Annotated in this window: 19 protein-coding genes; 9 read left to right on the forward strand and 10 right to left on the reverse strand. The window is 39.6% G+C overall.

Translation table 11 applies throughout. The features are described 5' to 3' along the window. Nucleotides 1-93 precede the first annotated feature (93 nt). Nucleotides 94-1,233, forward strand: coding sequence for an aminotransferase class I/II-fold pyridoxal phosphate-dependent enzyme (locus tag R2Q84_RS02835; protein WP_316815012.1), 1,140 nt, complete (start codon nucleotides 94-96; stop codon nucleotides 1,231-1,233). Beyond that, complete coding sequence (bioD, locus tag R2Q84_RS02840; RefSeq protein WP_316815013.1) at nucleotides 1,226-1,834, forward strand: dethiobiotin synthase; 609 nt, start codon at nucleotides 1,226-1,228, stop codon at nucleotides 1,832-1,834. The genes R2Q84_RS02835 and bioD overlap by 8 nt, the downstream gene beginning before the upstream one ends. A gap of 59 nt (nucleotides 1,835-1,893) precedes the next feature. Here bioD and rplT read toward each other — a convergent pair whose 3' ends face one another. From rplT to R2Q84_RS02880, 8 genes are all read right to left on the reverse strand, one after another. After that, nucleotides 1,894-2,238 (reverse strand): 50S ribosomal protein L20, encoded by a 345-nt coding sequence (gene rplT, locus R2Q84_RS02845; RefSeq protein WP_008238152.1) that lies wholly within the window; start codon nucleotides 2,236-2,238, stop codon nucleotides 1,894-1,896. Between the two features lie 73 nt (nucleotides 2,239-2,311). Next, the gene (rpmI, locus tag R2Q84_RS02850) at nucleotides 2,312-2,512 is read right to left on the reverse strand and encodes a 50S ribosomal protein L35 (protein ID WP_090783772.1); all 201 of its coding nucleotides are present in this window, start codon (nucleotides 2,510-2,512) and stop codon (nucleotides 2,312-2,314) included. 26 nt (nucleotides 2,513-2,538) lie between these two features. Continuing rightward, complete coding sequence (infC, locus tag R2Q84_RS02855) at nucleotides 2,539-3,108, reverse strand: translation initiation factor IF-3 (protein WP_316815014.1); 570 nt, start codon at nucleotides 3,106-3,108, stop codon at nucleotides 2,539-2,541. Between the two features lie 13 nt (nucleotides 3,109-3,121). Further along, nucleotides 3,122-5,047, reverse strand: coding sequence for a threonine--tRNA ligase (gene thrS, locus R2Q84_RS02860; protein ID WP_316815015.1), 1,926 nt, complete (start codon nucleotides 5,045-5,047; stop codon nucleotides 3,122-3,124). Nucleotides 5,048-5,127: 80 nt separating this feature from the next. Next, on the reverse strand, nucleotides 5,128-5,865 hold the full coding sequence (locus R2Q84_RS02865; RefSeq protein ID WP_316815016.1) for a (Fe-S)-binding protein: 738 nt from the start codon (nucleotides 5,863-5,865) through the stop codon (nucleotides 5,128-5,130). 27 nt (nucleotides 5,866-5,892) lie between these two features. Beyond that, entirely contained in the window at nucleotides 5,893-7,206 is a 1,314-nt protein-coding gene (locus R2Q84_RS02870; protein ID WP_316815017.1) for an MFS transporter, read from the reverse strand. 44 nt (nucleotides 7,207-7,250) lie between these two features. Next, nucleotides 7,251-7,961: a head GIN domain-containing protein gene (locus R2Q84_RS02875; protein WP_316815018.1), complete on the reverse strand. Its 711-nt coding sequence runs from the start codon at nucleotides 7,959-7,961 to the stop codon at nucleotides 7,251-7,253. Between the two features lie 4 nt (nucleotides 7,962-7,965). Continuing rightward, nucleotides 7,966-9,858 carry an ATP-dependent DNA helicase RecQ gene (locus R2Q84_RS02880; protein WP_316815019.1) on the reverse strand — a complete coding sequence of 631 codons (1,893 nt, stop codon included), beginning with the start codon at nucleotides 9,856-9,858 and terminating at the stop codon, nucleotides 7,966-7,968. A 148-nt stretch (nucleotides 9,859-10,006) separates the two neighbouring features. On the opposite strand from R2Q84_RS02880, the gene R2Q84_RS02885 reads away from it, so the two are divergent. Then, nucleotides 10,007-13,267 carry an amidohydrolase family protein gene (locus R2Q84_RS02885; protein WP_316815020.1) on the forward strand — a complete coding sequence of 1,087 codons (3,261 nt, stop codon included), beginning with the start codon at nucleotides 10,007-10,009 and terminating at the stop codon, nucleotides 13,265-13,267. A 213-nt stretch (nucleotides 13,268-13,480) separates the two neighbouring features. On the opposite strand, the gene R2Q84_RS02890 is transcribed toward R2Q84_RS02885, so the two are convergent. Continuing rightward, nucleotides 13,481-14,671 (reverse strand): NAD(P)/FAD-dependent oxidoreductase, encoded by a 1,191-nt coding sequence (locus R2Q84_RS02890; RefSeq protein ID WP_316815944.1) that lies wholly within the window; start codon nucleotides 14,669-14,671, stop codon nucleotides 13,481-13,483. 57 nt (nucleotides 14,672-14,728) lie between these two features. Between R2Q84_RS02890 and R2Q84_RS02895 the strand changes: the two genes are divergently transcribed. Both R2Q84_RS02895 and purE read left to right on the forward strand, forming a co-directional pair. Beyond that, nucleotides 14,729-15,868 (forward strand): 5-(carboxyamino)imidazole ribonucleotide synthase, encoded by a 1,140-nt coding sequence (locus tag R2Q84_RS02895; protein ID WP_316815021.1) that lies wholly within the window; start codon nucleotides 14,729-14,731, stop codon nucleotides 15,866-15,868. Further along, complete coding sequence (purE, locus tag R2Q84_RS02900; protein ID WP_316815022.1) at nucleotides 15,869-16,351, forward strand: 5-(carboxyamino)imidazole ribonucleotide mutase; 483 nt, start codon at nucleotides 15,869-15,871, stop codon at nucleotides 16,349-16,351. 60 nt (nucleotides 16,352-16,411) lie between these two features. Here the strand turns inward: purE and R2Q84_RS02905 are convergent, their stop codons facing one another. Continuing rightward, complete coding sequence (locus tag R2Q84_RS02905) at nucleotides 16,412-16,975, reverse strand: YqgE/AlgH family protein (RefSeq protein ID WP_316815023.1); 564 nt, start codon at nucleotides 16,973-16,975, stop codon at nucleotides 16,412-16,414. Between the two features lie 49 nt (nucleotides 16,976-17,024). Here R2Q84_RS02905 and pdxH point away from each other — a divergent pair, with 49 nt between their 5' ends. Genes pdxH through R2Q84_RS02925 form a run of 4 tightly spaced genes read left to right on the forward strand, consistent with a single transcriptional unit; the run spans nucleotide 17,025 to nucleotide 21,215 of the window. Continuing rightward, entirely contained in the window at nucleotides 17,025-17,675 is a 651-nt protein-coding gene (gene pdxH, locus R2Q84_RS02910; protein ID WP_316815024.1) for a pyridoxamine 5'-phosphate oxidase, read from the forward strand. 30 nt (nucleotides 17,676-17,705) lie between these two features. After that, the gene (locus tag R2Q84_RS02915; RefSeq protein ID WP_316815025.1) at nucleotides 17,706-18,593 is read left to right on the forward strand and encodes a 3-hydroxybutyryl-CoA dehydrogenase; all 888 of its coding nucleotides are present in this window, start codon (nucleotides 17,706-17,708) and stop codon (nucleotides 18,591-18,593) included. Between the two features lie 40 nt (nucleotides 18,594-18,633). Continuing rightward, a complete protein-coding gene (gene ruvB, locus R2Q84_RS02920; RefSeq protein ID WP_316815026.1) occupies nucleotides 18,634-19,656 on the forward strand; it encodes a Holliday junction branch migration DNA helicase RuvB in 1,023 nt (340 codons plus the stop codon). Between the two features lie 53 nt (nucleotides 19,657-19,709). Then, complete coding sequence (locus R2Q84_RS02925; RefSeq protein ID WP_316815027.1) at nucleotides 19,710-21,215, forward strand: bifunctional GNAT family N-acetyltransferase/carbon-nitrogen hydrolase family protein; 1,506 nt, start codon at nucleotides 19,710-19,712, stop codon at nucleotides 21,213-21,215. Nucleotides 21,216-21,220: the final 5 nt, after the last annotated feature.

Here is a 21,220-nt window from a genome sequence, read left to right on the forward strand (position 1 = left end):
GTACCCGTCTGCATCACCACGCAGTAGCTGCGAAGCAAAATAATTTTATGCTGACGGGTATACTTTAACCTGCTTTGCATATTTTTGAAGATCATGAACAAGGCAGAGCAATTCATTCAAAACCGGTTAAAGCAAAGAGCCGACAAAGGCATACTCAGATCCCTCTCATCGCTCTCTTCAACTGAATTTCCTTCGGATTTTTCTTCCAATGACTATCTGGGCTTTGCCCGCTCGGCAGAATTAAAAACACTTACAACAAACATACTGAATGGTCTTCCTGATTACAAAAATGGCGCTACCGGCTCCCGGTTGCTTAGTGGTAACCATATCTTTACTGAACAAACAGAACAGGCCATAGCTACCTTTCATCAAGCAGAAGCAGGACTTATTTTCAATTCCGGTTACGACGCCAATATAGGTCTCATATCAAGCTTAGCACAACGCGGCGATACCATCATAGCTGATGAACTCATCCATGCCAGCCTCATAGATGGAGGCCGTCTTAGTCATGCCAATCGCTATACCTTCAGGCACAATGACCTAAATGACTTAGAAGCTAAACTAAAAGCAGCTAAAGGTAACATTTACGTACTTACAGAAAGTGTATATTCTATGGATGGTGACATTGCTCCGCTTGTTGAAATTAATAAATTATGCATTCAATACCAGGCAGAACTTATCGTAGACGAAGCACATGCCCTTGGTGTATTCGGAGATCATGGAGCAGGAATGGTTCAAATGCTTGGACTCGAGAAGGAAGTATTTGCACGTATTGTAACTTTTGGAAAAGCACTCGGATGTCACGGAGCAATTGTACTTGGAAGCAAAAACCTGCGCACCTATCTTATCAATTTCGCACGTTCGTTTGTTTTTACTACGGCTGCCCCTGTTCATTCCATAGCAACTGTTAACGCAGCTTATCAAATGCTAGCAAGAGCTGATTACAGCGTGAAAATCAGTTCAAAAATTAACTTCTACCTTAACTTAATTAAGTATCAAAGCATCGAGACCATCCAAAGTACAAGTACTATACAAACTGTATTATTTAATAATAGTATAGCAGCAAAGGCAGCTGCCCAAAAATTACAAAATAAAGGACTTGATGTAAGAGCTATACTAAGCCCTACCGTTGCGGAGGGCAGAGAGAGATTAAGAATCTGTCTTCACCTGTTCAATAGCGAATATGAGATAGAAATACTAGTTAACGAATTAAAGACATTAAAACATGAATAACATATATTTTATTACAGGAATTGGTACAGGAATTGGAAAAACGATTGTCAGCGCTGTCCTCACGGAGAAATTAAAAGCCGACTACTGGAAGCCCGTTCAATCGGGCGATCTTGACATCAGCGATAGTTTGTTCGTCAAACACCTTGTCCGCCCTGAAACAATTATACATCCGGAAAGTTACCGCCTTAGCCAGCCTTTATCTCCACACCTGTCTGCAATGCTAGATGGTATTCAGATTTCTCTTGATGCTATAAAAGCACCACAAACCAATAACAATCTGATCATTGAAGGTGCAGGAGGTCTGATGGTCCCATTAAACGACAACGAGTTGATACTAGATTTGATCAAAAGCTTAAAAGTTAAAGTCATTGTGGTATCACAAAACTACCTGGGCAGTATCAACCACACCCTATTGACTTTAGAAGTACTTAAAGCAAATCAAATTGAAGTAGCAGGTTTGATATTCAATGGAACAGAAAACCAGGAAAGTGAACAATACATAGCTAAATATAGCAATGTAAAAGTGCTGGGTAGAATACCAAAAATGAGTGTGGTAGATAACGAAAACATTAAAAGAGCGGGGCATCACATTACCCTATAATTTAAACAAAAAAAGGGAAGTCAAATCGACTCCCCTTTTTTATAACTTATCAGTTATATCTATTTTACTGCATCAATTACAGCTTTAAAAGCTTCTGGATGGTTCATAGCTAAATCTGCTAAAACTTTACGGTTTAAACCGATGTTTTTGCTAGCTAATTTACCAATTAACTGAGAGTAAGATATACCGTGCTGACGTGCTCCAGCATTGATACGCTGAATCCACAGTCCGCGGAATTCTCTTTTCTTAACTTTACGGTCACGGTATGCATATTGCAAACCTTTTTCTACCGTATTTTTAGCAATGGTGAATACCTTGCTTCTTGATCCCCAATAACCTTTGGCTAAATTTAAGACCTTTTTCCTTCTTCTTCTCGAAGCTACTGCGTTTACCGAACGTGGCATGTTTTTGTTGTTTTTGATAAACGGCGTTGCGTATTACAGCAAACTTACTACCGGTTACCTGGTTAAAAATTAATTATTTACCGATTGCAAGCATACGTTTAACGTTGCCCATGTCAGCGTCTGACACCATTGAAGTGTGTCCTAAGTTACGCTTACGTTTAGTCGACATCTTAGTTAAGATGTGGCTTTTGTAGGCATTCTTCCTTGCGATTTTACCTGTTCCAGTAAGCGAAAAACGCTTTTTAGCACTGGAATTGGTTTTCATTTTTGGCATAACCTGTGTTTATTTATGTAATTTATTTATTTCTTAGCAACTTTTGGAGCAAGCGTTAAAAACATACGCTTACCTTCTAATTTTGGTAACAATTCAACTTTACCGATATCTTCAAGGGCCTGTGCAAATTTCAACAAGAGGATCTCTCCCTGCTCTTTGTAAACAATTGCTCTACCTTTAAAGTGAACATAAGCTCTAACTTTCTCTCCGTTCTCAAGGAAACTAATAGCATGCTTTAGCTTAAATTGAAAATCGTGATCGTTAGTGTTAGGTCCAAAACGGATCTCCTTAATTACAGTCTGCTTTGCGTTTGCTTTAATCTCTTTCTGTTTTTTCTTTTGCTCGTAAACAAACTTACTGTAATCAATAATCCTACAAACAGGCGGAACTGCATTCGGAGAAATCTCTACCAGATCCAATTCTAACTCGTCAGCAAGGGCCAAAGCTTTTGCCAAAGGATAGATCCCCGGTTCAACATTATCTCCAGCCAATCGCACCTCTTGTGCTCTGATATGCTGATTAATATTATGTTCTGCTTCTTTTTTCTTAAAAGGAGGACGTGGTCCCCTGTTAAATCCTGGTCTGCCTAATGCCAAATTTGTATTTTATTTAAACTGTTATTTCTTTAATTAATAATTCACTAAACTCTTGCAGTGTCATTTCACCTAAATCACCTTCACCATGTTTTCTTACTGAAGCCTTTCCTTCTGCCATCTCCTTCTCGCCAATAATCAACATATAAGGGATCTTTTTAACCTCTGCATCCCTGATTTTCCTTCCAATCTTCTCATCACGAAAGTCAATCAGCCCGCGAATATCGGAATTATTTAGTTCATCTGAAACTTTTTTTGCATATTCTTCATACTTTTCCGAGATAGGAAGAATAATAAACTGTTCGGGAGAAAGCCACAACGGGAAATTTCCAGCACAATGTTCAATTAAAACAGCAATAAAACGCTCCAGTGACCCAAATGGTGCACGGTGAATCATGACCGGTCTATGCTTCTGGTTATCACTACCAGTATATTCCAATTCAAAACGTTCCGGTAAATTGTAATCCACCTGGATTGTACCCAACTGCCATTTTCTACCCAAAGCATCTTTAACCATGAAATCCAGCTTCGGACCATAAAAAGCAGCCTCACCGTATTCCACTACTGTAGGTAAACCTTTTTCAGCAGCAGCCTCTATAATTGCCGATTCTGCCAAATGCCAGTTCTCATCACTACCAATGTATTTAGCTTTATTTTCTGGATCTCTTAAAGAAACCTGCGCGACATAATTATCAAAACCTAAAGACTTAAATACATAAAGCACCAGATCAATTACTTTTTTAAATTCTTCCTTTACCTGATCTGGACGGCAAAACAAGTGTGCATCATCCTGAGTAAATCCGCGAACACGTGTTAAGCCATGTAACTCACCACTTTGCTCATAACGATATACTGTTCCAAACTCAGCGAACCTTAAAGGAAGATCTTTATAAGAACGAGGTTTCACTTTATAGATCTCGCAATGATGCGGACAGTTCATCGGTTTTAAGAAAAACTCCTCTCCCTCTTGCGGAGTTTTGATCGGCTGAAAAGCATCTTTACCGTACTTTTCATAGTGTCCCGAAGTAATGTATAAATTCTTATGACCGATATGCGGTGTAGCCACCTGCTCATAACCAGCCTTACTTTGTGCTTTTGTTAAAAACTGAACCAGGCGTTCACGCAAAGCAGCACCTTTTGGTAACCACAATGGCAAGCCCATACCCACTTTTTCAGAAAAAGCAAACAGTTCAAGTTCCTTACCTAATTTGCGGTGGTCCCTTTTCTTCGCTTCTTCGATCATGTGAAGATACTCAGTTAACTCACTTGCTTTAGGAAAAGTAACACCATATATACGTGTCAGCTGTTTTTTGGTTTCATCACCACGCCAATAAGCACCGGCAACGTTCATCAGTTTTACAGCCTTTACAAATCCTGTATTTGGAATGTGTGGCCCGCGACAAAGATCTGTAAATTCACCCTGTGTATAAAAAGTAATCTTACCATCTTCTAAACCTTCTAAAAGGTCCAACTTATACTCATCACCTTTTTCTTTAAAATAAGCGATGGCATCAGCTTTAGCAACAGCTTTACGTTCAAAAACTTCTTTCTGTTTTGCCAGCTCAATGATCTTCGTTTCAATTGCCTTAAAATCATCGGAAGAAAACTCTCTGTCCCCAAAATCTACATCATAGTAAAAGCCAGTTTCAATAGCCGGACCAATGCCAAACTTTGTACCTGGGTATAAAGCTTCTAAAGCTTCGGCCATGATGTGTGCAGAAGAATGCCAGAATGTAGCTTTACCAGCCTGATCGTTCCAGGTCAGTAGTTTGACAGTCGCATCAGACTCTATTGGTCTTGATGAATCCCAAACTTCGCCGTTTACTTCGGCAGCTAAAACATTACGGGCTAAACCTTCTGAAATAGATAAAGCGATTTGATGGGCAGTTGTGCCCTTTTCATACTGACGGCTAGAACCATCAGGCAGTGTAATATTAATCATCTACAACTATGATTTAAAAATTAATAAAAAATTTAATATCAATCACTTACAATGTGATTTTATTTCGGGTGCAAAGTTAATTAATATTCTGTACTTTCAAGCCAACCACTAGCTAAAACATCAGCTAAATGCATGGTTTTTAAAGGAATATTATTTTTATCGATATAGCCCTGCAAATGCATCAGACAGGATAAATCAGTAGAAATCACATATTCTGCACCTTGTTCCAGCGCATTATTTACTTTTTGCTCTGCCATAGCAGAAGAAATAGCGTCAAACTTAACCGCAAATGTACCACCAAAACCACAGCACATATCTGTATCCTTCATCTCAACCATTTCCAAACCGTGTACTTTCGACAGCAATTGTCTGGGCTCTTCTTTAATCTTACATTCACGTAAACCACTACAAGAATCATGGTAAACAGCCTTCCCTTCCAGTTCTGCGCCAAAATAATCTCTTTTAAGGACATTCACCAGAAAATCAGAAAGTTCAAAAATGTTACCTTGAATAGTCCTGCATTTGTTATGTACTATTGTATTCGTAAATAAATCATTAAAACCACCCTTTACCATCCCAACACAAGATGCAGAAGGTGCTACAATATAATTAGTTTCTGAAAAATCACTTAAGAACTTCGTACCGGTCTCCTTTGCCTGTTCCCAATATCCTGCATTATAAGCGGGTTGCCCGCAGCAGGTTTGAGCTGAATTATAAAACACTTCACACCCGCACTTTTCCAGCAACTTAATGGTATTAAATGCCGTTTCCGGATACAATTGATCAACAAAACAAGGCACAAATAATTCTATCTTCATCAGTATATAAAATGTTTTACATTAAGTTTAGTCAACCACTACTTTCCTATTTAATTTTTGCTCAACGCTCTTTAATAACAGCAAAAATACCAAACCTATTATAAAAAATGATGCCAAAGCAATAATTGAATTACGCATGCTTCCGGTCTGCTCTTCAATAAAGGCAAAACTGAAAAGTCCAATTACAATGGCCATTTTCTCGGTAACATCATAAAAACTAAAATAAGAGGCTGTATCAGGCGTATCAGCAGGTAAGTGCTTCGAATATGTAGAACGGGATAAAGATTGAATCCCCCCCATAATTAAGCCAACAATAGCAGCCAAACCATAATACTGACTTGCTGTAGTTACATAGTAAGCGCAAAAACAAGTAACAATCCAAATGACCACTACAATGATCAGAACGTTTATGTTACCAATCTTTTTGGCAAACCTAGACATGATAATGGCACCAAGTATGGCTACCAGTTGAATGATTAAAATAACTTTAATCAAATTTTCAGTCCCCAGCTGCAATGTTTTTTCACCAAAGCCCGCAGCCGCCAGCATAATTGTTTGCACCCCCATAGAGTAAAAGAAAAAAGCGATCAGGTATACCTTAAGAAAAGGCATGTGTTTTAGCTGTTTCCAGACTTTACTGAGTTCCTCAAAACCACTGTGTATAACCCTCTTATTAATTTTTTTATAATTGGGGTTATCTGCAGGCAACTTCCTGAAAGGAATCTGGGCAAAACCGATCCACCATAAACCTACCAGCAAAAACGACAATCTTGGTGGAAAAGAAGGATCTATGATCCCAAACCATTCAGGTTTCAATACAAACAAAAAGCAGATCAGCTGCAACAATACACTTCCAATATAACCATAAGCAAAACCTTTCGCACTCACCCGGTCCTGCTGATCTGTCGTCGCAATTTCAGGAAGGTACGAATTGTTAAACATCACTCCTCCCACATAACCCATCGCAGCAAGCGCAAAACAAATAATACCCAATTCCAGGGTATCAAGTTTAAAGAAATACAATCCGACACAAGCTAATCCCCCCATATAGGTAAACAGCTTCATAAACAATTTCTTGTTACCTCTGTAATCTGCCATAGAAGACAGAAAAGGTAATAATATCACCATAATCAAATAAGCAACAGAAAGTGCATAATTGGATAGTGCCGTATTGGTAAATGTCCTGCCAAAAAACATTACCTGATCTCCATGTGCCTGGGTAGTCGTTATAATCGTATAATAAGCAGGAAATATGGTTGAGGTGATGACTAAGTTATAAGCAGAATTGGCCCAGTCGAAAAATGCCCATGACCGGATAACCTTTTTGTCGTTTTTTTCCATGTATTAAATAAGGCAACTAAAGTAGCTAAAAAACAACAATCAGTCTAATTTACTTTCTCCAGTTTAGTGGCTCCGGATTTCTTTTCATCTACTTTTTTAGGATTTCCTTTATAGTAAATCTCACTTGATCCGGAAGTTTTAACCTTTAACTCGTTTAGCACATTAATATTAGCTTTCCCAGTCCCTTCAGTTTCAATATTATAAATCCCGACAATGAAATCAAAAGCATTCACTTTCGCTGTTCCATTAATTTTCAATTCATGCATACCTGCCTGTCCGGTTAAAGCGATTTTTCCGACCCCATCAACTTTAGTCTTCACTTTTGCTGCACTTAAATCCATACTCACGTCGGAAGCTCCTGAAAAATCAAAATTTACGTCGTTGGCATAAATCCTTCCATCACCAACAACTTTAACAGCGCCATCCACATCAAGTTGTTTCAATTCACCGATTCCGGCACGAACAACAATTGAATCTGTACCACAGTATTTATCGTAATCCAATTTCACTTTAAGTTCAGAACCGGAAACATCGGCTTTTACGTAAGCAATAATATTAGAATCAGCATCAACCTGAACCTTATAACTGCTATCCTGCGTAAGGATCAGCTTAATCGCCCCATCTACTTTAATCTTATCAAAATTCTTTACAGATACTGATCTGCTAACGGAATTACCGGAATCTTCAATACACTTGTTTTCACATCCTGCGAGCAGCACAGGTATAAATAAGGCAATAAGGGATATGTTCTTCATAAGATTAAAGGTAATAATTTTTACCGTCTGTTTTAATTTTTCCGGCATCAAGCAATGTACGTATCCTTTTAAGTCGCTCGTTCTCCGTTCCGGTCGCAATGCCATTCATCAGACTATCCAACACATGTGTTTCTACCTGCAAAAGGGTGACAATTTCGAAATCAATCTTATCTTCCAGCTCGTCTGCATCTTTCACTTTTTTCTCTGCCAGGCAGACATCACAAACGCCGCACTTATCAGATTCCGGCTCATCAAAATAAGTAAGTAACTGAACACTTCTGCATTCAGATTTACTCGCATAAGCCAATACGGCTTTAACCTGGTTCGTCTGAAGTTCCCTTCGCTGCTCAATATACTTCACATCGATATCCATATGGTTAAAATCAAGCCTCGGTCGTAAATATTGTAGTTGTGGCTGATCAGACTGGGGTAAATAAGACAACAATCCCTGGTCTTGCAAATTATTGATCATCCGAATTACATCATTAAATGATGCTCTTATTTTCCCTGCAATTTCAGCCTCACTGATTTTCACATATTGTTCAAAACTACCTCCATAAGATCTTAATATTGCTTTTATAAGCGGATCATACCCAGCGTTCTCTATCTGAAAGCGATATACATCTTCACTACCTACAAGAAACAAGACCCTTGATGGTAAAAATACGTTCTCCGACAAAGTAAGATATCCATCATGTTCTAAAAATTTCAACGCGGCCATTGTCTTAAGCACGCCAACATTAAAACGTTTACAAAAATCTGCAATATCAAAATTAAAGGTCAATCCTTCTCCCGCTCCATAAGCCAATTGAAAGTAGTTCCCCAGGTAATGATAAACCTTTTTGATATCCTCCGTATTAGGGAAACTATCAGCATATTTAGCTTTTAAAGAAAGTTCATCAGACTTATTGGCTAATAAAACTGTATAGGCTTTTTGCTCGTCCCGTCCCGCCCTGCCAGCCTCCTGATAATAAGCTTCCAAACTATCCGGAAGGTCTAAATGGACAACAAAACGAACGTCAGGTTTGTCAATTCCCATCCCAAATGCATTTGTAGCCACCATTACCCGAATCCGGTTTCGTTTCCAGGCTTCCTGCTTTCTAAAACGCTCTTCCTTTTCGATTCCCGCATGATAAAAATCTGCCGCAATTCCATTCCTACCTAAAAAAGTAGCCACTTCAGCCGTTTCTCGTCTATTCCTAACATACACTAATCCGCTTCCCTTTACATTCGTGATAATAGTGATTAATCTTTTGTACTTATCTTCATCGTCTAATACCACGTAACTCAGATTTTTACGTGCAAAGCTCTGTACAAAAACATTAGATTGTTTAAACTGTAACTTTTCTACAATATCATTTCTTACAAAACGTGTCGCGGTAGCAGTCAGCGCCAACACAGGAACATCAGGATGAATCTCCCTGATTTCACTGATTTTCATGTAAGGTGGTCTGAAATCATATCCCCACTGAGAAATACAATGCGCCTCATCAACAGCAATTAAATTCACGTTCATATAAGAGATACGAATGCGTACCAATTCAGACAACAAACGTTCGGGCGACAAATACAAAAACTTAATCTTACCGTAAATACAATTGTCTAACAGAATATCGATTTCACGTTTCCCCATTCCTGCATAAATGGCTACAGCCTCAATACCCTTAGCCTTCAGCCCCTCTACCTGGTCTTTCATTAAAGCTACCAAAGGTGATATAACAATACATATCCCTTCATTAACCATAGCTGGCACCTGAAAACAAATAGATTTACCACCACCGGTAGGCAACAAAGCTAAAGTATCATTTCCAGTTAAAACAGATCTGATGATATCATCCTGTAAGGGTCTGAAACCATCATACCCCCAATATCGCTTTAATACTTCTGTTTCGTTCATATAAATTAAGAGTCAGCCGTAATCAGACGTCAGAAAAAAGCGCCATGCAAAAGTCAATTAAGACATGCCTTAAACAGATTTCTAATCTTCAAAACTATAAAAATGAACTGATATTAGTAAATTGCGGACTAAATTAGAACTGGTAAATATGGGAAGATCATTACTACTGTTAATTCTGGTATTAGTATTTCAATCGTCATTCTCTCAGTCACCTGCTCAAACGCGTACTTCGGCAGAGAACAAATGGGATATAGAAAAATACAAAGGGAACACCAAAACCTTTACTTTAAATACCGATGAGGGCACATGGATGAACCTTGATGTAAGCCCGGATGGAAAAGACATTATTTTCGATTTACTTGGTGATCTCTATATCATGCCTGTAACAGGCGGAGCAGCAGTACTATTAAGTGGAGGTCCTGCCTGGGACATTCAGCCGCGCTTTAGCCCTAATGGTAAATACATTTCTTATACAAGTGATAAAAGCGGAGCCGATAACATCTGGATCATGAATCGTGACGGCTCGTCCAAACGCCAGGTAACCAAAGAAACGTTTCGTTTGTTAAATAATGCAACCTGGATGCCCAACAGTGAATACCTGATTGCACGGAAACATTTTACCGCAACCCGCTCTCTTGGTGCAGGAGAAATGTGGATGTACAGTATATATGGAGGTGAAGGCGTTCAACTTACCAAAAGAAAAAATGATCAGCAGGATGCCGGAGAACCCAACGTTTCTCCGAACGGAAGATACCTTTATTATAGTGAAGATATGTCGCCCGGCCCGAGTTTTGAATACAGCAAAGATCCAAATGGTATGATCTACGCCATCAGACAACTTGATCTGACTACAGGAAAAACAATTAACCTTATTGCCCAGCCTGGAGGGGCAGTCAGACCGCAGATCTCGCCAGATGGAAAAATGATGGCTTATGTAAAACGTGTCAGGTTAAAATCCGTACTCGTATTACAAAACCTGCAAACGGCAGAAGAATGGCCAATATATGAAGACCTCTCACATGACCAGCAGGAAACCTGGGCTATCTTTGGAGTTTATCCCAACTATGCTTGGACACCTGATGGCAAAAGCATCATATTTTACGCCCGTGGAAAAATTAAGAAGATTGACCTCAACTCACTTTTTGCCAACAATATTAATTTCCATGTAACTGGTTCTCAAACTGTACAACAAGCTTTACACTTTCCCCAACAGGTATTTAGTAGTGATTTTACGGTAAAAATGATCAGGCAATTGACCACCTCAGCTGATGGAAAGTTTGTGGTATTTAACGCCGCAGGATTTCTCTACAAAAAAGAACTACCGAATGGTGTTCCTGAAAGGGTAACGAAAGGTCTCGACTTCGAATTTGAACCCGAAATCAGCAGCGACGGTAAATCTGTTATTTACGCTACATGGAGTGATGAGTTTAAAGGAGCAATCAAAAAAACAGATCTTAAATCAGGAAAAACAGTTAGTCTTACCGAAGAAAAGGGATTTTACTACTCCCCTTCCTTCTCTAACAAAGGAGATAAAATCGTATTCCGAAAAGGTGTAGGAAATGATGTTTTAGGTTATGCCTATGGTCGTGGAACAGGCATCTTTACTATGCCAGCAGCCGGAGGAACTAAAACACTGATCTCAGAAACTGGTATCAAGCCAAAATTCAATACCGACGACAGCAGAATATACTTCCAATCCTCAGAAGGAGGAAAAAAGGCTTTTAAAAGTATAGACCTAAACGGAGGCAACGAACGAACGCACTATACCTCAACTTACGCAACACAATTTGCACCTAGTCCCGATGGTAAATGGATGGCTTTTACAGAATTGTTTAATGTCTATGTTACACCAATGGTCACTGCGGGAACAGCACTTGACCTATCTTCATCAAATAAAGCAATACCATTAACCCGTATTACTAAAGATGCGGGTACATATGTACACTGGAGTCGCGATAACAGTAAAATATTATGGACTTTAGGCGAACAATATTTCAGCCGGGATATTAACACTGCGTTTAATTTTTCAGAAGATCCAACCCAAAAAGTATCACAACCAGATAGTACTGGCCTGTCCATAGGATTAAACCTTAAAAGTGATACACCTACCGGATTGGTTGCACTGACCGGAGCAAGGATCATCACCATGAAAGGTGATGAAGTGATAGAAAATGGTGCCATACTGATAGAAAACAACAAAATTGTATCTATTGGCAAAAATTTGCCCATCCCGGAAAACACAAGGATAATTGATGTAACAGGAAAAACAATAATGCCGGGAATGATAGATGTCCATGCGCATTTACGTACAAGCCCTGATGGCATCAGCCCGCAAAATGACTGGTCTTATCTCGCTAATGTTGCATTCGGCGTAACAACTGCCCATGACCCTTCCAGTAACACAGAAATGGTTTTCAGTCAGGCCGAAATGATCAAAGCCGGCAACCTGGTTGGTCCACGCTTATATTCTACAGGCTCCATCCTTTATGGTGCTGATGGCGATTTTAAAGTAGTCATTAACAGTCTTGAAGACGCCCTGTCAAATCTCCGAAGATTAAAAGCAGTGGGTGCTTTTTCGGTAAAATCCTATAATCAACCACGTCGCGATCAACGTCAGCAAATTCTCGAAGCCGCCAGGCAACTAAAAATGATGGTAGTTCCCGAAGGAGGCTCTACATTCTTCACAAATATGAATATGGTCGCCGACGGACATACGGGAATTGAACATAGCATACCTGTTGCTCCCGTTTATAAAGATATCACCAGTTTCTGGAATAAGACCGAAGTAGCCTACACACCAACTTTAATTGTCAGTTATGGCAGTCAATGGGGCGAAAATTATTGGTACGACAGAACCAACGTTTGGGAAAACGAACGTTTAATGGCATTTACTCCGAGGTCAATTATTGATCCAAGGGCAAGAAGAAGAACAACCTCAGAATACGGCGACTACGGCCATATTGAAGTGGCTAAAGCGACTAAACAAATTGCAGATGGTGGCACCAAAGTCAACCTTGGGGCACATGGACAGATACAAGGATTAGGCGCTCATTGGGAACTTTGGATGCTTGCACAAGGGGGAATGACACCTTTACAGGCTATCCGTTGTGCAACAGTAAACGGAGCGGCTTACCTTGGAATGAGTAAAGAAATTGGTTCACTTGAAGTTGGTAAGCTGGCTGATCTGATTGTAATGGATGCCAATCCGTTAGATGACATCAGAAATTCTGAGAAGATCAAGTACGTAATGATTAATGGCAGGATCTACGACAGTCTATCCATGAATGAAATTGGCAGTCGGGAACGCCTGCGAGGGAAATTGTGGTTCGAAACCGGCAAAGGAATGGTATACACCTTCCCTACCGGCATTTCTGAAACCTGGACGTATACCATCCCTAATTGTGAGTAAGGCTAAATATTTTTTTACTCCATTAACTTTTCCTTAAATTCATACATTATTTTGCTGAGATGAAATCATTTTCACTCAGCAAATCCTTGAATCATGGCCTTTAAAGCCACTAAAAAATTAGGTCAATTTTTTTTTACAGATTGCTATCCGTCTCAATTTATACCTAAAATTTTCGGTAAAGATTCGATGCGTTATCAGTTAATTCGACCTTTTCTACAAATTTTGGGCAATCACAAAACCACTTGCCCATGCCCATTGAAAGTTATAGCCACCCAACCAGCCAGTCACATCAACACATTCACCGCCAAAATAAAGACCAGGAATATTTTTACATTCCAGCGTTTTAGAAGACAGTTCATCGGTCGCTATACCACCACGCATAACTTCGGCCTTATCATAACCTTTATCTCCTGCTGGTTTAACTTTAAAATGATGAATAGTTTGTTCAATCAATTCCAAATCGGCTTTGGTTAAAGTGGCAACCTGCTTTTCAATAGGTAAAAACTTGGCCATTGCATCGGTAAATTTCTTTGCGTAAAACCGGTTAAACAAAGTTGACAATAGTAATTTCCCATTATCTCTTCGTTCAGCATCGATTAATGCTATAATATCTTGTCCAGGTAAAAGGTCAATCTTGAATACCTCTCCCTTTTTCCAATACGATGAAATCTGTAATATTGCGGGGCCACTCAATCCCCAATGTGTAAACAGAATATTTTCCTCAAATTCAATTCTGTCATTGCTAACCTTACAAAAGACGCTGTTACCCGAGAGCTGCGCATACCATTCTTCATCTTTTCCAGTTATAGTTAAAGGTACCAGTGCCGGCGCCGTGTCCACAATTTTCAACCCATTTTTTCTGGCAAAACGCAGTGCAAAATCAGTTGCTCCCATCTTCGGAATCGGCAATCCACCAGTGGCGATGACCAGTTTAGGGGCAGTTATTGTACGACTTTTACCGGCCTTATTATATTTTACTGTAAATCCATCACCAAGTGCTTCAATATCCAAAACTTCAGTATTACAAATCAGCTGCTGACCAAAATCTTCGCAAATGGAGGTAAATACAGCCACAACATCCCTTGCATTTTTCCCATCCGGAAACAGTTGTCCTAGTGTTTTCTCCTTCCCTTCAATACCGTAGGCTTCAAAAAAACTGATTGTATCTGCTACAGTCCATTGCGTAAATGCCGATTTCACAAAATGTTTGTTATCCGATATAAACTGTTCATCTGTAGCATACAGGTTGGTATAATTACAACGTCCTCCCCCCGAAATCAGAATTTTAGCGCCAGGTTGATCGTTCTTTTCCAGCAAAATAACCCGCTTACCAAGGTAGCCTGCCTGTACAGCACACATCAAACCACAAGCTCCGGCTCCAATAATTATAGCATCAGCATCCATCAATCCGTTTATAATTGTTATTTTTGTGCAAAATAAGCATAACTTTTTCATATAGATATGGCAAAACAAATAAGTGATTTAAAATTGGGAATATTAGGCGGCGGACAATTGGGCAGAATGCTCATTCAGGAAGCCATCAATTATAACCTTACCACCCTGGTTTTAGATCCGGATACCGATGCTCCCTGTAAACATATTGCAAACTACTTTGAATGTGGTTCGATTACCGACTTTGATACCGTTTATAATTTCGGAAAAAAAGCCGACATCATTACCATCGAAATAGAAAAGGTTAATATTGAAGCGCTTGAACAACTTGAAAAAGAAGGTAAACAAGTCTTCCCACAATCAAGGGTAATCCGGTTAATACAGGATAAAGGAGTACAAAAACAGTTTTTCAAAGAAAACGATATTCCTACCGCACCTTTTCAACTCGTAAATAATAAGGACGATATGCGCCGTAGTAACTTTGCATTTCCGTACATTCTTAAACAACGGAAAGATGGCTATGATGGCAAAGGTGTAATGAAAATAAATAATATCGAAGATATTGACAATGCGTTTGACGCTCCTTGTTTAATTGAAGAACTGGTGGATTTTGAAAAAGAAGTTGCCGTAATTGTTGCAAGGAATTCTAAAGGAGACATGAAAACTTTCCCGATGGTAGAAATGGAATTCAATGCAGAAGCTAATCTGGTAGAATTCTTAATCGGCCCTTCAACCTACCCGGAAACCCTACAAAACAAGGCCGAAGTAATTGCTAAGAACATTGCAGCTTCACTTAACATTACCGGACTACTGGCTGTAGAAATGTTTGTTACAAAAAATGGCGATCTGCTGGTAAATGAACTGGCTCCCCGTCCACACAATAGTGGTCACCAAACTATCGAAGGCAACTACGTTTCTCAATTTGCGCAGCACTTACGTGCTATTTTCAATTTACCGTTAGGCGATACACGCTGCATCAGTAACGCGGTTATGATTAACCTCCTTGGCGAAAAAAACCACAATGGCGTTGCCAAATATCATGGACTGGAAAAAATTATGGCAATAGATGGCGTATACATCCACCTTTACGGTAAAAAATATACCAAACCTTTTCGTAAAATGGGACACATTACCGTAGTTGATCAAAATCGGGAAGGTGCAATACAAAAAGCCAATTACATTAAAAACACACTAAAAGTTATTTCATAAATGAGCGTAAAAGCAGGTATTATCATGGGCAGCAAATCAGATCTTCATATTATGCAAGATGCTGCTGATATTTTTAAAGAGTTTGGGGTTGAATTTGAAATGACAGTAGTATCGGCACACCGTACACCTGAAAGAATGTACGATTATGCCAAAAATGCTGCTGAAAGAGGCCTAAAAGTAATCATTGCCGGAGCAGGCGGTGCAGCTCACTTACCAGGTATGGTAGCTTCGATCACTGTACTGCCCGTAATTGGCGTACCAGTAAAATCTTCAAACTCTATTGATGGATGGGATTCCATTCTATCCATATTACAAATGCCAAATGGTATACCAGTAGCAACTGTTGCTTTAAATGCTGCAAAAAATGCTGGTTTACTGGCTGTACAGATACTTTCTACAGCCGATGAATCATTGGCAACTAAAATGCAAGCTTATAAAGACGAGCTTAGAAAAAAGGTTGAAGAGAGCGCAGCAGATATGTAGGATTATCCGTTAGGTTATGGGTTGTCTGTTATGAGTTACAGGTAACCGGCTACCCGTAACCTAATTCAAGTTAGGGTCCTGGGGAAAATTGCTTATGTGAGCATATTTTGGCCCAAGGTTAATAATTACTTCTCGCCAAAGGTTTTCTTCGTTATCCGAGAATACCACATCAGGATGAAACGCATCAGATACGATCCAGGTATTACCTGTCATCTCCATTTTAAGTTGCCCGTCTCCCCATCCTGAATAACCAATAAAAAACTTGATATCGCTACCTTTAATATGCTCTTTCTCAATCAAAACTTTTAAAGTTTCAAAATTCCCGCCCCAATATATCCCTTTAACAATTTCTTGCCCATCGGTTATCAGTTCCGGACATCTGTGTATAAAATGTATAGTATCTGTTTCCACTGGTCCTCCAAGATAAACAGGAAAGTTTGCCTTGGTCAATTCTGGAATTATATCTTTAAGTATCAAAGTACTGGAATGATTAAGAATAAAGCCTACCGTTCCTTCCTCCTGCTGTTCTGTAATCAGAATTACTGAACGCTTAAAGTTAGGATCCATCAGAAATGGTTCGGAGATTAAGAGTCTGCCTAATGCAGGTTGTAACCGGCTTATCATTTTGGAAATTTAGGGATAAATTTGAATAAACTAAAACCTATTTTTGTACATGGAGCTTAACAAAAAGAAATTACATGATTTAAGACAGGAATACCGCAGCGCACAGCTCTCTGAAAAAGATGTGGAAAGCGATCCTATCCTGCAATTTGGGAAATGGTTTTCTGCTGCAGTGGATGCACAGTTGTTTGAACCAAATGTGATGACACTGGCTACCGCCGATCGTTTCGGAAAACCCTCCGCACGTATTGTGTTACTCAAGGAATTTGATGAGAATGGTTTTGTTTTTTACACCAACTACGAAAGTAAAAAGGGTCAGGACCTAGTAGAAAACCCACAGGCAGCCCTCGTGTTTTTTTGGGCTGAACTGGAACGTCAGGTACGTATCGAAGGTGTAGTTAGTAAAGTTGATGTGCAAACCTCTGCTGATTATTTTCACTCACGTCCAACGGGTAGCCAGATTGGAGCCATGGCTTCTCCACAAAGCAGTGTACTAGATAGCCGTGAATCACTGGAAGAAAAGGTTTCTAACCTGGAAAAAGTGTACGAAGGCAAGGAAATTCCTCATCCTATACATTGGGGAGGGTACCTGATAGAACCGATGCATATTGAATTCTGGCAAGGCCGTCAAAGCAGACTGCACGACAGAATTGTTTACGATTTAGTGGATGGTTCATGGATTATAAATAGATTAGCGCCTTAAAACGTTTAACTAACATCATAAAAAAACTAAATGAAGAACATTGCAGTAATCGGTTCCGGCACGATGGGTAATGGAATAGCGCATACTTTTGCACAATTCGGCTACCAGGTAAACCTTATAGACATTAACAATGAGGCTTTAACAAAAGCTATAAACACAATCAGTAAAAATCTGGACCGACAGGTTGCAAAAGGCACGCTTACTGACGTAGAAAAGGCTGCGACGTTAAACAATATCACTACGTATACTGATATGCAATCTGGTGTAACCAACAGCGAACTTGTTGTTGAAGCTGCAACGGAGAATCTTGATCTTAAGCTAAAAATATTTAAGGACCTGGATACTTTTGCCCAGCCGGGTGCTATTCTGGCCAGCAATACCTCTTCTATATCCATCACTAAAATAGCATCAGTTACTGGTCGTGGCGACAAAGTAATTGGCATGCACTTTATGAATCCGGTACCAGTTATGAAGCTGGTAGAGGTTATTCGTGGTTATGCAACCAGCGATGAAACGACAAACCTGGTAATGGAACTTTCGAAAAAGCTAGCTAAAGTGCCTGTTGAAGTAAATGACTATCCAGGTTTTGTTGCCAACAGGATATTAATGCCTATGATTAATGAGGCCATATATACACTTTACGAAAATGTAGCAGGTGTTGAAGAAATTGATACCGTAATGAAATTAGGCATGGCTCATCCAATGGGGCCTTTACAACTGGCAGATTTTATTGGTCTGGATGTTTGTCTGGCTATATTACGTGTATTACAAGATGGCTTCGGAAATCCGAAATATGCTCCTTGTCCACTATTGGTAAACATGGTTACTGCTGGTAATAAAGGTATTAAATCGGGTGAAGGATTTTACAACTATGCCAATGGTGTTAAAGAGGCTGTTGTAGCAGCCAAATTTAGCTAGCCATTCTATAATTCTAATTTTTTAAGCGTATTTTTGAACAATGAACGAGAATCTTGATCCCTCATCCGAAAGCCTGTCCCCTATTGAACGTGATATTGAAAAAGTATTGCGCCCACAGGCATTTGATGATTTTACCGGACAGGAAAAGGTAATGGAAAACCTTAAGATCTTTGTGAAAGCAGCAAAATTACGCGGCGAACCTCTAGATCACGTTTTGTTACACGGCCCTCCGGGATTAGGTAAAACGACACTTTCCCTAATCATTGCCAATGAAATGGGTGTGGGTATTAAGGTTACCTCCGGACCAGTATTGGATAAACCAGGAGATCTTGCCGGCCTTTTAACAGGTCTGGATGAAGGCGACATTCTTTTTATTGACGAAATACACCGTTTAAGCCCCTTAGTTGAAGAATACTTGTATTCGGCAATGGAAGACTTTAAAATAGATATCATGCTGGAGAGCGGGCCAAATGCCCGCTCTGTACAGATCAGTTTAAACCCTTTCACTTTAGTCGGCGCTACTACAAGATCGGGCTTGCTAACTGCACCGTTAAGAGCCAGGTTTGGTATCAACTCCCGACTGGCCTATTACGATGCTAAACTATTGACCACAATTGTATTGAGGTCTTCAGAAATATTAAAAACTCCAATTACCGACGAAGGTGCCTATGAAATCGCACGCAGGAGTCGCGGTACCCCTCGTATCGCCAATGCGCTACTGAGACGTACAAGAGATTTTGCGCAGATTAAAGGTACCGGTGAAATTGATACAGACATTGCCCGTTATGCACTAAAGGCATTAAATGTGGATGAGCATGGTCTGGACGAAATGGACAATAAAATTCTGACTACAATTATCGATAAATTTAAAGGTGGACCAGTGGGCTTAAAAACCATTGCTACTGCTGTAGGAGAAGATGAAGGTACCATTGAAGAAGTTTATGAACCTTTCCTTATCCAGGAAGGTTTCCTGATGCGCACTTCAAGAGGAAGGGAAGCGACAGAAGCAGCATACAAACATTTACAAAGAAATTTTCCCGGACAAACCGGAAGATTGTTTTAAAAAAAACATTTAAGTTCAATTTCTGTTCTCATATAAGTTAAATACAAGCTTATATGAACGTAGAAACAAGAAAACTGACTTTATCAGATTATAACGATTTAAGGGAATCCATGCAACAAGCATACGAAACCCTTGGACAAGTATGGAGTAAAAACAGCATCGAACGTTTGCTCAAGTTATTCCCTGAAGGTCAGCTTTGCATTGCCGTGGATGATAAAGTAGTGGCCTGCTCGTTATCGCTCATTGTTGATTATGATGAATACGGCGATAAACACACTTACAAGAATATTACCGGAGATTATTCCTTTTCCACACACGATCCGGAAGGTGATGTCCTATATGGAATAGAAATATTTGTACACCCAGACTATCGCGGTTTACGCCTGGGCAGAAGGCTATATGAAGCCAGAAAAGAACTTTGTGAAAGCCTGAACTTAAAGAGTATAATCGCCGGAGGGCGCATTCCGGGTTATCATCAGTATGCAGATAAACTAAGTCCACGACAATACATAGATAAGGTAAAAGCCAAAGAGATTTTTGATCCGACTTTAACCTTTCAGCTTTCTAATGATTTCCACGTTAGAAAAGTATTAAAGAATTATTTGCCCGGCGATCATGAATCAAAAGAATTTGCTACCCTGATAGAATGGAATAATATCTATTATCAGGGTATTGATGCCTCTGCCCGCTCTGCCAAAACCATAAGAATTGGCCTGGTACAATGGCAAATGCGCCTATTCCCGGATATAGAAGCCTTTTATGAACAAGTGGAGTTTTTCGTTGATGCCGTTAGCGGCTATAAATCAGATTTCATAGTCTTCCCTGAATTCTTTAACACCCCTTTGTTACACCCTTACAATCATCTGCCTGAAATGGAAGCTATGCGTAAACTGGCTGAACAAACGGCAGAAATTGTTGAGCGGATCCAACAATATGCATTGTCCTATAATGTAAATATCATATCCGGCAGCATGCCCATTCTTGAAAATAATAAGCTTTATAACGCAACTTATTTGTGTCACCGTAGTGGCAAAACCGATGAGTATAGAAAAATTCACATTACACCCAACGAGCAGAAATATTATGGAATGGTTGGTGGAGATAAGATACAGGTATTTGATACCGATTGCGGAAAGGTAGGAATACTTATCTGTTACGATGTCGAGTTCCCGGAATTGAGTAGAATTTATGCCGATCAGGGTATGCAAATCCTGTTTGTACCTTTTTTAACGGATACCCAAAACGGTTATACCAGGGTGAGGCATTGTGCACAGGCCAGGGCTATTGAGAATGAATGTTATGTAGCTATTGCCGGTTGTGTAGGTAATTTACCTAAAGTCAATAACATGGATATACAGTTTGCACAATCGGCAGTATTTACCCCCTCAGACTTTGCTTTTCCGACAAATGCGGTGAAAGCCGAAACTACGCCAAATACTGAAATGATGCTGGTTGTGGATGTAGACTTACATCTTCTGGACGAAATTCATCACTTCGGTACAGTAAGGATATTAAAGGACAGAAGAAAAGATCTGTACGAAGTAAGGTTGTTAAAATAACAGCC

Origin of the sequence: Pedobacter nyackensis (assembly GCF_032678475.1) — a bacterium.
GTDB classification, from domain to species: Bacteria; Bacteroidota; Bacteroidia; order Sphingobacteriales; family Sphingobacteriaceae; genus Pedobacter; species Pedobacter nyackensis_A.